The sequence below is a fragment of the Trichocoleus sp. Lan genome (assembly GCF_039961855.1).
Lineage (GTDB): Bacteria > Cyanobacteriota > Cyanobacteriia > Cyanobacteriales > FACHB-T130 > FACHB-T130.
This window is the reverse complement of the sequence record NZ_JAMPKA010000019.1, coordinates 141024-153250: the sequence shown is the minus strand read 5'-3', so window position 1 is coordinate 153250 and position 12227 is coordinate 141024. Positions and strand designations below refer to the sequence as shown.

The 12227-nt window shown below is 47.2% G+C and carries 9 protein-coding genes and 2 pseudogenes; 8 read left to right on the top strand and 3 right to left on the bottom strand.

Annotation, left to right across the window (positions count from 1 at the left end; genetic code table 11):
* Positions 1-562 precede the first annotated feature (562 nt).
* The 4 genes from NDA03_RS18060 (at position 563) to NDA03_RS18045 (ending at position 4725) form a co-directional block, all read left to right on the top strand.
* A complete protein-coding gene (locus tag NDA03_RS18060) occupies positions 563-1450 on the top strand; it encodes an MnmC family methyltransferase (protein ID WP_190437898.1) in 888 nt (295 codons plus the stop codon).
* Between the two features lie 363 nt (positions 1451-1813).
* Positions 1814-2857, top strand: coding sequence for a two-component system response regulator (locus NDA03_RS18055; protein ID WP_190414701.1), 1044 nt, complete (start codon positions 1814-1816; stop codon positions 2855-2857).
* Positions 2858-3009: 152 nt separating this feature from the next.
* A complete protein-coding gene (glmU, locus tag NDA03_RS18050; RefSeq protein WP_190426984.1) occupies positions 3010-4389 on the top strand; it encodes a bifunctional UDP-N-acetylglucosamine diphosphorylase/glucosamine-1-phosphate N-acetyltransferase GlmU in 1380 nt (459 codons plus the stop codon).
* A 6-nt stretch (positions 4390-4395) separates the two neighbouring features.
* Complete coding sequence (locus NDA03_RS18045; protein ID WP_190673697.1) at positions 4396-4725, top strand: YnfA family protein; 330 nt, start codon at positions 4396-4398, stop codon at positions 4723-4725.
* A 52-nt stretch (positions 4726-4777) separates the two neighbouring features.
* Here NDA03_RS18045 and NDA03_RS18040 read toward each other — a convergent pair whose 3' ends face one another.
* Positions 4778-5737 (bottom strand): isoaspartyl peptidase/L-asparaginase, encoded by a 960-nt coding sequence (locus NDA03_RS18040; RefSeq protein WP_190414704.1) that lies wholly within the window; start codon positions 5735-5737, stop codon positions 4778-4780.
* Between the two features lie 107 nt (positions 5738-5844).
* Positions 5845-6006: a DUF2256 domain-containing protein gene (locus NDA03_RS18035; RefSeq protein ID WP_190414705.1), complete on the bottom strand. Its 162-nt coding sequence runs from the start codon at positions 6004-6006 to the stop codon at positions 5845-5847.
* 113 nt (positions 6007-6119) lie between these two features.
* On the opposite strand from NDA03_RS18035, the gene NDA03_RS18030 reads away from it, so the two are divergent.
* Positions 6120-6953, top strand: a complete 834-nt coding sequence (locus NDA03_RS18030) for an RNA methyltransferase (RefSeq protein ID WP_348238761.1) — start codon at positions 6120-6122, stop codon at positions 6951-6953.
* 199 nt (positions 6954-7152) lie between these two features.
* Positions 7153-8964, top strand: coding sequence for a serine hydrolase (locus NDA03_RS18025; RefSeq protein ID WP_348238760.1), 1812 nt, complete (start codon positions 7153-7155; stop codon positions 8962-8964).
* Between the two features lie 596 nt (positions 8965-9560).
* On the opposite strand, the pseudogene NDA03_RS18020 reads toward NDA03_RS18025, so the two are convergent.
* A pseudogene (locus NDA03_RS18020) lies at positions 9561-9683 on the bottom strand (Ycf66 family protein); the annotation flags it as partial.
* A 394-nt stretch (positions 9684-10077) separates the two neighbouring features.
* Here NDA03_RS18020 and NDA03_RS18015 point away from each other — a divergent pair.
* Together NDA03_RS18015 and NDA03_RS18010 are read left to right on the top strand one after the other, a co-directional pair.
* Positions 10078-11019: pseudogene (locus NDA03_RS18015) on the top strand (RecQ family ATP-dependent DNA helicase); the annotation flags it as partial.
* A gap of 121 nt (positions 11020-11140) precedes the next feature.
* Positions 11141-12226, top strand: a complete 1086-nt coding sequence (locus tag NDA03_RS18010) for a tyrosine-type recombinase/integrase (RefSeq protein ID WP_348238759.1) — start codon at positions 11141-11143, stop codon at positions 12224-12226.
* Position 12227: the final 1 nt, after the last annotated feature.

Genomic DNA, 12227 nt, shown 5'->3' with positions numbered 1-12227 from the left:
GCAAGGGGGCATGGCGGCGGGAGTTGTCTCTTTCATTTATCACACCATAACGTGAAATGGTTGCCATGCCTGTATTATACCTTTTTAGAGTCTTGTTTTTCGTTTAAGCACCGTTAGCTGAGTATTAGAACCAATAAAATAGATAGCAAGACACGAAATTATCGCTAAGCTGTAAAGGTTACATTTTGACCAAAACTAAACCAGTTTCACCAAATAAACTGCAACCCGTTGGTAATGCATTTAATCAGCGGCATGATAAACTTTTCATTCGCTTATTAGAAAGCTTTCACGAGCGGTTTTCAAGAATAAATGACCTAAAATTTCTCACTTTAGAGCTTCCATAAAGCAGCATCTTGGTAATCAGGGCTTCATATTATCTCGTATTAAAGAGGCTGAAGTGATTGATGCATTATGTAAAAAGTGGGTTCAGGAGTGGGCAAGCGTAGCCGAAGTCGTGCAGTTTGCCTAAGAGTCACTCGTCATCTGGAAAAATTAAATTTAGTTTCAACTGAGCTTAAGCAGTTTTTGCAGTGCTTTATTAACCTGCCTTCCTCTCTAAAAAATGCAAGACATAGGCATCTTCACACCTCAACTCACCGCTGATGGCTCATTCACCTTCTTTTCAGAAGAGTTTGGCGAAACTTTTCATAGCCAGCAGGGTGCAAAGAAGGAAGCCGAACTTAAGTTTGTCGAACCGACTCAACTTAGGCAGAAAGCACAGCAACCAACATTACATTTGTTGGATATTTGTTATGGTCTGGGCTACAACACCGCGGCGGCTTTGGAAACGATTTGGGAAGTGAATCCAAATTGCCGAGTGGAGTGGGTGGGGCTGGAATTAGATGCATCGGTACCAAAAGCAGCGATCGCGCACCATCTCTTGAACCACTGGAACCCAGAAAACGCTCAAATTTTCCACCAGCTAGCCACTTCTGGCAAAGTTCAGACCGAACGCCTGAATGCTCAGCTAATCGTGGGAGATGCCAGAGCCACAATTCAGCAGATATACCACTCAAACTTCCGGGCAGATGCGATTTTTCTCGATCCTTTTTCACCCCCCCGATGTCCGCAATTGTGGACGGTGGAATTCTTAAGCTGGGTTGCCAAGTGCTTAAAACCCGATGGGAGACTTGCTACTTATTCTTGTGCGGCGGCGGTGCGGGCTGCTTTAATCGCCGCTGGGTTACAAATTGGTGCGACATTCCCGGTGGGAAGGCGATCGCCTGGAACGGTCGCTAGTTTTACAAACCTAGATATAGCGGCGCTTTCAGTACAAGAACAAGAGCATTTGCACACCAAAGCTGCCATTCCCTACCGCGACCCTCATCTGTGCGAACCTGCTGATGCGATTTTGCAGCGTCGTCAAATCGATCAACAAGCCAGTGCTTTAGAGCCAACCTCTCATTGGAAAAAGCGTTGGTTATTTCAATCTCAGCTCAGAATTCAATAGCTCTACAAGCTAGTGCTTTAGAACAAACCTCTGCTTGCAAACAGTGCGGGTTATTACAGTCCCCGATCGGGATTGAATGCGATCGCCGCAATGGTCTAGGTCTCAAACGGCGGTGTATAATCGTAGCATTCTTTGCAATCGCTCAAGTGAAAGATTATTAACTTTTAAGAACTGCCTGACCGAACCCGGATAGATAAAGAATCTCCGAATTTTGTAGGTTATCAGAAGATTAAATCGATGCCTGATGCCAGAAGACGGAAGCTGCAATCAAGATGTCTGCTAAGTGCTGTTAATATCCGTGAAAAACCCGATTCCACGGTTAAGCTATTCGCTCATACTAAAAACAAATTTATGTTATAAATCATGCTCAATTTATCAACGGCTGCTTCTTCTCAAACAAGGTTGTCTTCAGTGAGCTTTCTAGGTTCGGAGTTGCCCAAAATTCTGGTGGTTGACGATCATCCCTCCAGTCGGATGACGGCGGTAGCACTGCTATCGGTGGAAGGCTACGAAGTTTTGGAGGCAGAAAGTGGGCCAGATGCATTGAAGCGTGTAGTCGAGTGCAACCCAGATTTAATTCTGCTGGATGTAATGATGCCGGGGATGGATGGGTTTGAGGTATGTCGGAAGTTAAAACAAGACGAACAAACCCGCCTGATCCCGGTCGTTTTTATCACGGCGCTAAATGATAGGCGATCGCGCATTCTGGGCATTGAAGCAGGTGGAGATGATTTTCTGACTAAACCCTTCGATCGCTTAGAACTCTCTGCCAGAGTCCGGTCTCTCGTCCAGCAAAAGCGTTTGAATGAAGACCTGGATCACGCCGAACAAGTCCTGTTCTCGATCGCCCGTAGTGTTGAAAGCCGCGATCCGGCGACAGGCGATCACTGCGAACGGCTGGTGGAAATGGGTAAAGCTTTTGGTGAATTTCTGAATCTTTCTCGCAACGAAGTTCGGGATTTGATGTGGGGCGGTTATCTCCATGACATCGGTAAAGTGGGCATTCCCGACGCCGTGCTGCTCAAAACAGGGAAACTCAACGACGAAGAATGGGTAATTATGAAGCAGCACGTCCTGATTGGTGAGAAAATTTGTCAGCCGCTGCGAACCATGCGGGGCGTCATTCCAATTATTCGCAATCACCACGAACGCTGGGATGGAACGGGTTATCCCGATGGTTTAGCTAATGAGGAGATTCCCTTTTTGGCGCAGGTTTTTCAAATTATTGATATTTACGATGCCCTGACAAGCGAACGTCCCTACAAACGCGCGTTTACATCAGCACAAGCCTTAGAAATTTTTGCAGAAGAAACGGCAAAAGGTTGGAGAAATCCTCAATTAGTAGAGAAGTTTACTGAGTTTATTCAATCAGCTCGCGTTGCTGAGGCGATGCCAGAAGCCGTGTAGGGGCAAGCTCGGATTGACTCAAAAATTTAGTCGGATGCTGGCGTCGGCTGACTGAGCCAATGTTTCACCCGGAAAGAACCACGAACGCTCTTTCATGGTTCATGCTTCATCCTTTATTCTTTTAGCTGGTCTGATAACGCGAAAAGCTGAATATGGTAGCAGTAGCAATTCTTGCAGCGGGACGTGGGACGCGGATGAAATCGGATCTGCCCAAGGTCCTACATTCCTTGGGAGGGCGATCGCTCGTCGAACGGGTTCTCCATAGTTTGTCTGAAGTCGAACCATCGCGGTGCCTCGTCATCGTTGGGTATCAAGGCGATCGCATCAAAGATGCCTTGGTAGAAGTCATCGATCGATTGCCCCCACTTCCCAATCTGGAGTTTGTTGAACAAACCCAGCAGTTGGGCACGGGTCATGCCGTCCAGCAATTACTCCCCCATCTGGAAGGCTTCACCGGCGATTTGCTGGTTTTAAATGGGGATGTCCCTTTGTTGCGATCGCAAACGCTCAAAAATCTGCTGCAAACTCACCAAGAGCATCAGAACGCCGCCACCCTCCTTACCGCCCAAATGCCCAACCCCAAAGGCTATGGGCGGGTTTTTTGTAATGGTCAAAATCTGGTCAAAGAGATTGTAGAAGACCGGGACTGCTCGCCTGCTCAAAAGCAAAATCGCCGGATTAACGCAGGGGTTTACTGCTTCAATTGGCCTCAACTAGAAAAAGTATTGCCGCAACTGGTACCCAACAATGACCAGCAGGAATACTATCTAACCGATGCGGTTAAATTCATGGAGCCAGTGATGGCTGTGGATGTGGAGGATTACCAGGAAATTCTGGGAATTAACGACCGCAAACAACTGAGCAATGCTTACGAAATTTTACAAGAGCGAGTCAAGGATGCCTGGATGGCGGCGGGTGTGACTCTCGTGAGTCCAGACACGATCACCATTGATGACACGGTAGAGTTGCAACCGGATGTAGCGATCGAACCGCAAACTCATCTGCGGGGAAATACCACGATCGCATCTGGGAGTCGCATTGGCCCTGGTAGCTTGATTGAAAATAGCCAGATTGGGGAAAATGTGACGGTGGTTTATTCTGTGGTGACGGACAGTGTGGTTAAAAAGGGCACCCGGATTGGCCCCTACGCCCATTTGCGCGGTCATGTAGAAGTCGGGGAATCTTGCCGCATTGGAAATTTTGTGGAACTGAAAAATAGCACCTTGGGCGATCGCACCAATGCTGCCCACCTATCTTATTTAGGCGATGCCACTTTAGGGAATAAAGTGAACATCGGGGCGGGGACAATTACTGCCAATTATGACGGCGTGAAAAAGCATCGTACCAAAATCGGCGATCGCACGAAAACCGGCTCCAACAGCGTTCTGGTTGCGCCAGTGACACTGGGAGAAGACGTAACCGTTGCCGCCGGGTCTGTGGTCACGAAAGACGTTCTAGATGATTCTTTGGTAATTGCCCGTGCCCGTCAAGTCGTCAGAAAAGGCTGGCGCTTAAAACCCCAGCAGGAGTAAATCAAGATGCCAGTTATCAAGTCTGTATTCTATTTCGTCTTAGCCGGGTTATGCGAAATAGGTGGAGGATATCTGATATGGCTTTGGCTGCGGGAAAATAAGAGTATTTGGTTTGCTTTCTTAGGAGCGATCGCAATGATTCTCTACGGAATCATTGCGACGCTGCAACCTGCCAATTTTGCGAGAGTTTATGCAGCTTATGGAGGTGTCTTCATCGTTCTTTCTATTCTTTGGGGATGGCAGGTAGATAAGATAGCTCCAGACAAATTTGACTTGTTAGGAGGTTGGATTGCTCTGCTTGGCACGCTGGTCGTTATGTATGCACCTAGGGGTTAATATTTTTACACCCTAACTGCAAGTAGGCTGCAACCTGCCACCCTACTTGCACTTAAGAAATGAAGCCGGATAGGGTGTCACCCGTCCATTCCAAGGTATCGCCCATCTGTTCGCCAGTGTGAAAAGCAGCGAGGAGGACTTCGCTCGTTTTCCCAAATGCGATCGCTCCGGTTGCATCAATCCCAATCGCCCCAAAATCCCGCTGACGCCCACGCGCTTCCGTAAAGGAGCGCTCGAAGGCATCTGCAAGAGACAAACCATCCGTCACCCGCACCACAATCCGCGCTGCCAGACATTCATCAATAATGTCTTCTCCAATTCCCGTACAGCTAATTGCCGCTTGAGCGGTGGCGTAGTTCCCCGCAGGCATTGCGGAATCGCTGACTCGACCAATCCGCTCGAAACCCTTGCCTCCCGTCGAAGTGCCTGCGGCTAAATTTCCCTGACCGTCCAAAACCACAACTCCAATCGTGCCGCGTCCAGCCTCTGGGTCATCCACCAGCTCTTTTTCCGCTACCACCCCAGCGGCTTCTTTAATAAAATTCTCGCTCCGCTCTTGCAGCCACTCCTGCAAGCGAATCTCGATCATCGGATTGTAAATCGGAACCTGCAATTCCCGCACGAGTTCTGCCGACCCGTAATCTGATAGCACGCGATCGGGAGAAGCTTGTAAAGCTTGGGCCAGATCGATGGGATGTTGAATGCGGGATACATTAATCACGCCACTCAAGCGCTGAAATGCCCCATCCATCAGGGAGGCACTCATGCGAATTTGACCATCTGATTGCAGTACCGAACCTGTTCCCGCATTAAAGCGGGGATCGTCCTCCATCAAGTGGCAACCATGTACCACTGCTGCTTGGGCAGTTGCTCCTGCCAAAAGCAGGGTATAAACTTCTTCCACGACTTTGTAGAGTGATTTGCGGACTGCGTCAGCCCCCTCTTGACTTTTGAGGGCGCTACCGGCACCACCGTGAATAATCACCTTGGGTTGCACCTGATTGAGTGACATATTTCAATCCTTTGTAATTTTTAATAAATACCAAGACTCAGCCTTGATTTCAGATTTTAGATTTGTGATGTTTTCAATCCAGTATCGAAAATCTAAAAATTGGGCTTTTACGCGGACTCATTGGCTTGGTTGCGGCGGCGGCGACAGCGCTCCGAACAGTATTTCACATCATCCCAACAATCAGCCCATTTTTTGCGCCAGGTAAAGGGACGCTGACATACCGGGCAAATTTTGCTGGGTAAGTCGGACTTGGATCGAACGCGCTTCATGTTAATTTGACGGTACATTACCAATATTCAATTTTACGAAATAGATCGGAAGTCAGGTAATTATGTCCGCCCATAGAGAGATGCGCTTTTAGACTATTTTATTCTTTTTACTTATGGATGAGACTAGATTAGCTAAGCTGCGGATTGTATTGGTAGAGCCAGCAGGCCCGCTGAACGTAGGTTCTGTGGCTCGCGCGATGAAAAATATGGGGTTGCGGCAGTTGGTACTGGTGAATCCGCAATGCGATCGCCTCTCGAAAGAAGCAACGGATATGGCAGTTCATGCCATAGACGTCCTGGAATCGGCTCAGGTAGTCGCGACGATCCCAGAGGCATTACAAGGGTGCGTGAAAGCGATCGCCACCACTACCCGCTCCCGAACGTTAGACACGCCGCTAGAAAATCCCAGAATCGCTTTACCTTGGTTGCTGGAAGAACCGCTGCCATCAGCCTTGCTCTTTGGCCCAGAAGATCGCGGGTTAAGTAATGTGGAATTAAACTATGCTCAGCGATTTGTACGCATTACCACGAATCCGGAGTATCCTTCATTAAATCTGGCTCAAGCAGTTGGGATTTGTTGTTACGAGCTTTACCAAAATTGGTCAGCACTCAGCAGTCAGTCGCAAACTACTGACAATCAACAGTACGGGCATGGCAGTACCGTGCCTCTCCCAACTGAAAACCCACAACTGACCATTGACCCTGCCTCATTAGAAGTTTTGGAGGGGTATTATCAACAGATGGAAGCCGTGTTATTAAAAATGGGTTATCTCTATCCCCACACCGCTGGCAGCCGTATGGAAAAATTCCGGCGTCTGTTCAATCGAGCCAATCCCAGCAAAGCAGAAGTGGCAATGCTCCGAGGCATTTTCAGCCAGATGGACTGGGCGCTACAATTTTTGCCACATTCTGTTGCTAATGAACCAGAACAGCAAGACGCACCATAAAATAAGCAAAAGTTGCTAGGAACGTTAACGTTAACGCTCTTTTGTCCGTTAGCGGTGTTGCGATACGCAAAAGCATTCGTTCCCTGATGCAAGTGATAGACCCTGGAAAAGTAAAGCCAAGGCTTAGCCGGTACAGTGGTTAGTCACTCTTTTTAACAGCTAACAATTAACAATAACCATAGTGGTGGAGGAGTTAGGAGTGACTCAGCAGTCTGAAACTCAGTCAGTTGTGTCAGCGGTATCAGGAGGAAGTACGTTTAAAGATAATGGGCAAAGCCCAAATAGTTCATCCTCACCGAACCAACACAATCGTTCTGACATCCGCGAACGTCGGCGGGAGCAACAAAAAAGACAACCCGCGTCGCGGAATCGACGCGACGCACTCAAAACTATACCCTTGAGCGTGAGCCGTGAAGTGGCTGCGACGCCGCGAGGAAAGAATCAAAGTTCAGCAAGGATGGGTTTCGGTTTGAAAAATGCGCCCCTAGACACAGAACCAAAAAAATCTTCCCCGTCCCTACGTACTCGAAACTCCTCCCGCGCCAGTCTGTCACTGCGACAGGTGCAGTCAAATTCTGCTCCCAATCGTTCCTTAAGATCCACCACGCCAATGAGGAAATCACTCTCGCGATTCGCTTCCGATGTGAATCGGGGAAGGCAGGGGATAGAAGCACCTGCACCCCAAACAAGCCGCCGCGATCGCTCGCGTCAAGGCGGTTCAATCCCCAATCAAAGTCTGCGCGAGGCAGTGCGCCCTTACCCCGTCCCGTCACAGGGGAATGTGAGGCGCTTCCAGAAACGCCCTCCTGCCCAGCCAGCCCAGCCCACAGGCACGCATAAGAGCGGGGGAACTTTACCTCAGCGCCGGACGCGATCGCCCGGACGCCCGGTTTCTCCCTGGCTGTACGGTGCCCGTCTGCTCATCTTGGGAGTGGGAATTGGTGCGATCGCGGGAACTGTTTTATCTGCTTGGGACCCGGCAACCCGCCAGCTAGCAGGCGCTGCTAACAAGGATTCCGCCCTCCATCAGCAGTCAGCAGTCGGGGCGATTGGTCAAGCGCCGGGACAAAAATCACCAGCTCAAGCTGACGCGGCGATGGGTACGGCGGCGGGTACTTCTGTTCTGACGCTGAATCAAGAAATCCCAGCGCTGAAAGCACACGTACAGGCGCTGGTGACGCAAAATTCCAAATTAAATCCAGGCGTCTTTTTAGTAGAGTTGGAGACGGGTGCCTATCTCGACTTTTCGGGTAGCGAAATCTTCCCAGCTGCTAGCACCATTAAAGTGCCAATTCTCGTCGCCTTTTTCCAAGATGTGGATGCTGGAAAAATTCGTCTGGATGAACCGTTAACGTTAGAGAAAAATCTGATGGGTTCTGGTTCCGGCGATTTGCAGTACAAAAAGCCAGGGACAAAGTACACCGCCCTAGAGGTGGCAACGAAGATGATTGCGATTAGTGACAACACCGCTACCAATATGCTGATTCAGCGTTTGGGCGGTGCTGAGGCGCTGAATCAGCGGTTCCAATCTTGGGGATTGACGTCAACTGTTATCCACAACGCCCTACCGGACTTGGAAGGAACGAACACTACGAGTCCTAAGGAGTTGGCGACGGTGATGGCAATGGTCAATCAAGGCAATGTGGTCTCGGTGCCATCGCGCGATCGCATCTTGCATATCATGCAACAAACGGTGACAGATTCGTTGCTGCCACGGGGACTGGGGAAAGGCGCTAACATCGCCCACAAAACCGGCGACATTGGCTCTCTAATCGCGGACGTTGGCTTGATTGATATGCCCACTGGCAAGCGCTACATTGCCGCTGTGATGGTGCAACGCCCCCACAATGACGCTAAGGCATCAGAGTTGATTCGCCAGATATCTCGTACCGCTTATCAACACTTCAACCAACCGGCGACACCACCCAGTTCGACGGAAGCGCCATCAGGCATCTCTAGCCCAATTCCCAAGCCGATTACGGCGGGAAATCCTACCAGTTTTATTAATTAGCTGAAGTTAGGCAGATTGGTAAAAATAAACTGAATTTGTTGGGAATAGTAATGGGTAATTGATCGCCGGGAATTTTCAACAGTTAGCATTACTTGCAACTGACCACAAATAGGAGGGTAGCCCACCGAACTGTGCTACCCTCCTATTCTTATTACCTTTTTTACATGAAAAACGTAGTTATGTTTAATTAGGTTTATTAGGGGGAGATAAAAGAGCGATCGCTCTGAAGAATTACCACTTTTTCACCGGACACTGTTCTTAATTTATCTGTGTCGCTCTAACCGCTCAATTACAATATCTTTCGCTATCATATAAAGGATTAATAAAAATCAAAGAAATTGCCCAAATTGTAAAATTGGATTTAAACGCCAACCTTGCAAAAATAAAATTAGCCCGAAAATTAGCAGCAAACTTCTTATAATTGCAGATACAAATTTATCTAATTTTAAAACTGAGGCACTCAAGTTATTTCTTCATCCGGATGCTGCACCTTTAATTAAACTTAGATAGATTATAGCCAGAATAATATATATCATCCCTAAAATTGATGCTGAATTTAAACCAAAATTTATCCTTTCATTAACTCCTTTCCGATTTTAAATAAAATCAATATAAATATCTTTGATAATTATGCAAATAATGACCCCTGTTAAAAGAAATTGTACAAACTGAAGGATTGGGTCTAAACGCCAACCTTGAGAAAATAAAATAAAGCTACACGAGAACATTATTTTTGGTAAAATTACGATTTGAACAACCTAAAAAATTAGGAACAAAGCACTCGTCTGCCTTGAACGTTTAATCATTAGAATCATAGCCATTATCGGGTAAATTAAACCGATAATCCAATACACTAAACCGATTAACGAGGCTAAATTTAAACCGTAGTTAACCATTAAGCACACTCCTTCTTAAGAAAGAGCTAAAATAAACTACGTCAGATTTGGCTGAAGCTTAATATATCTTATTGCTAAAAATAGCCACTAGAAGTAATCCTATTTGAGCTGTAGATGCTAGCCCTTGAGATCCCCGACTTCTTTCTCGAAGTCGGGGATCTCTTATTCACGAATCATTTAGGATTGCTATAGAAGCGATCGCATCTACATACGAATGATGAATAATTCCGAAACAAAATCCTGGGAAGAAGTCCGCATCGCCTTCAAAAAAATCTGGGGATATGATGATTTTCGACCTCCACAAGGAGAAATTATTCGCAGCTTGTTGCAAAAGCAAGATGCCCTAATTGTGATGCCAACGGGCGGGGGAAAGTCGATTTGTTTTCAACTCCCGGCGCTTCTGCAAACGGGACTAACGTTAGTGATTTCGCCCTTGGTAGCGCTAATGGAAAATCAAGTGCAGGAATTGCGCGATCGCAAGTTACCCGCTGCCTTGTTGCATAGCGAAGTGCCGACTCACCAGCGACGGCAAACGCTGCAAACTCTCGAACATTTGAGATTATTGTACTTATCCCCAGAAACGCTGCTGAGTGCCCAAGTTTGGGAAAAGTTGTGTCAACCAAAACTAAAAATTAACGGCTTAATTCTCGATGAAGCGCATTGCTTAGTGCAGTGGGGAGAGACATTTCGACCAACTTATCGACGACTGGGAGCGGTGCGACCGGCGCTGCTAAAATTAAAGCCAGCTGGGACTAAAATCGCGATCGCTGCTTTCACTGCCACTGCCGATCCCGCAGCGCAGCAAACCATCCAACAAGTCTTACAACTCCAACAGCCAGCGGTTTTTAAAAATAGCCCCTATCGGCAAAATCTACACCTGAAAGTGCAAACCATTTGGACACCTAGAGGACGCCGCCAAGGGTTATTCAAGTTTATTCAGGAAAGACCCAAACAAGCAGGGTTAGTCTACGTCCGCACCAGGCGAGATAGCGAAGAATTAACTCAGTTACTAAGCGATCGCGGTTGTGCAACAGCAGCTTATCACGCGGGGCTGAGTCCAGAGGAACGCCGCTCAATTGAAGCAAGCTGGCTGAGTGATGAAATGCCTTTTGTCGTGTGTACCTGCGCCTTCGGGATGGGGATTAACAAAAGCAATGTTAGTAAACAACAGTCCTAATTCTTATATCTACAAAGTAAACAACAACAAATATAGTACACTTGTATTGACTTTGTAGAAGATTAGCTATATACTATTCTACAAAGTAAACAAGCTCTACAACGTGAAGGTTCAGAAAGTCAGGATTCCAGAAACGGATAAGTTTACCTGGACTGTCTTGGGAAACGATTTCCTACCTGTTGAGCCAATTGAACAATTTCTCTCTTACCTCAGAAGCGTAGAAAGATCACCCAATACCGTCAGGAGCTATGCCAGTCATCTCAAACTGTATTGGGAGTTTTTACAAGATTCTAAGTTGGGGTGGGAAAGCGTTAATTTAGAAGACTTGGCAGATTTTATTTCTTGGCTGAGAAGACCAGATCCCAGGATCGTTAGCTTGCAGACGGAAGAATCAAAAAGGCTGGAAAGCACGATAAACGTTATCCTTTCAGTCGTCTGTAGCTTCTACCAGCATCATGAAACACTGGGTAACATCAATGGAGTAGAAGTTTATCGGTATCAATTCCAGCCTGGAAGAAAGTACAAGCCATTTTTACACCACATCAGCAAAGGCAAGGAAACACGGACTCGCCTTCTAAAGCTCAAACAACCTAAGAAGTTACCCAAGACCCTCACTCAGGAGCAAGTTCAGCAGCTAATTGACGCTTGCAAACGGATTCGAGATAAGTTGCTAATTTGCCTGCTTTGTGAAACCGGAATGCGAATTGGTCAAGCACTAGGGCTGAGGCATGAAGACATTCGCTCTTGGGACAACGAAATTCAAATTGTTCCCAGAGACGATAACGCAAACGGAGCGAGAGCCAAGACAAAAGAAACTTATACGATTCATGTCACTCAAAAATTAATAGCGCTTTACTCCAAATACCTGACGGATGAATATCCAGAAGATGTTGATTCTGATTACTTATTTATCAATATCTGGGAAGGTAAAGTAGGCTATCCTCTTACCTACTCCACAGTCCAATCCCTGTTTGAACGATTAGAAAAAGCAACTGGGGTTGAAGCCACACCGCACGCTTTTAGACACACTCACGCCACAGAACTAATTCGCAGCGGCATGGAAATGTCCTACGTCCAAAAACGTCTGGGACACGCTAGTATTCAAACCACTCTCAGCACCTACGTCCATCTTCAGGACGAAGATTTGAAGCAAGCTTACCAGGATTATCTAGAACAACGCGATCGCTAAT

Coding starts and splice junctions, on each gene's coding strand:
- NDA03_RS18055 (WP_190414701.1), top strand. CDS start 1,814: ATGCTCAATTTATCAACGGCTGCTTCTTCTCAAACAAGGTTGTCTTCA.
- NDA03_RS18030 (WP_348238761.1), top strand. CDS start 6,120: ATGGATGAGACTAGATTAGCTAAGCTGCGGATTGTATTGGTAGAGCCA.
- NDA03_RS18045 (WP_190673697.1), top strand. CDS start 4,396: ATGCCAGTTATCAAGTCTGTATTCTATTTCGTCTTAGCCGGGTTATGC.
- NDA03_RS18060 (WP_190437898.1), top strand. CDS start 563: ATGCAAGACATAGGCATCTTCACACCTCAACTCACCGCTGATGGCTCA.
- glmU (WP_190426984.1), top strand. CDS start 3,010: ATGGTAGCAGTAGCAATTCTTGCAGCGGGACGTGGGACGCGGATGAAA.
- NDA03_RS18040 (WP_190414704.1), bottom strand. CDS start 5,737: ATGTCACTCAATCAGGTGCAACCCAAGGTGATTATTCACGGTGGTGCC.
- NDA03_RS18035 (WP_190414705.1), bottom strand. CDS start 6,006: ATGAAGCGCGTTCGATCCAAGTCCGACTTACCCAGCAAAATTTGCCCG.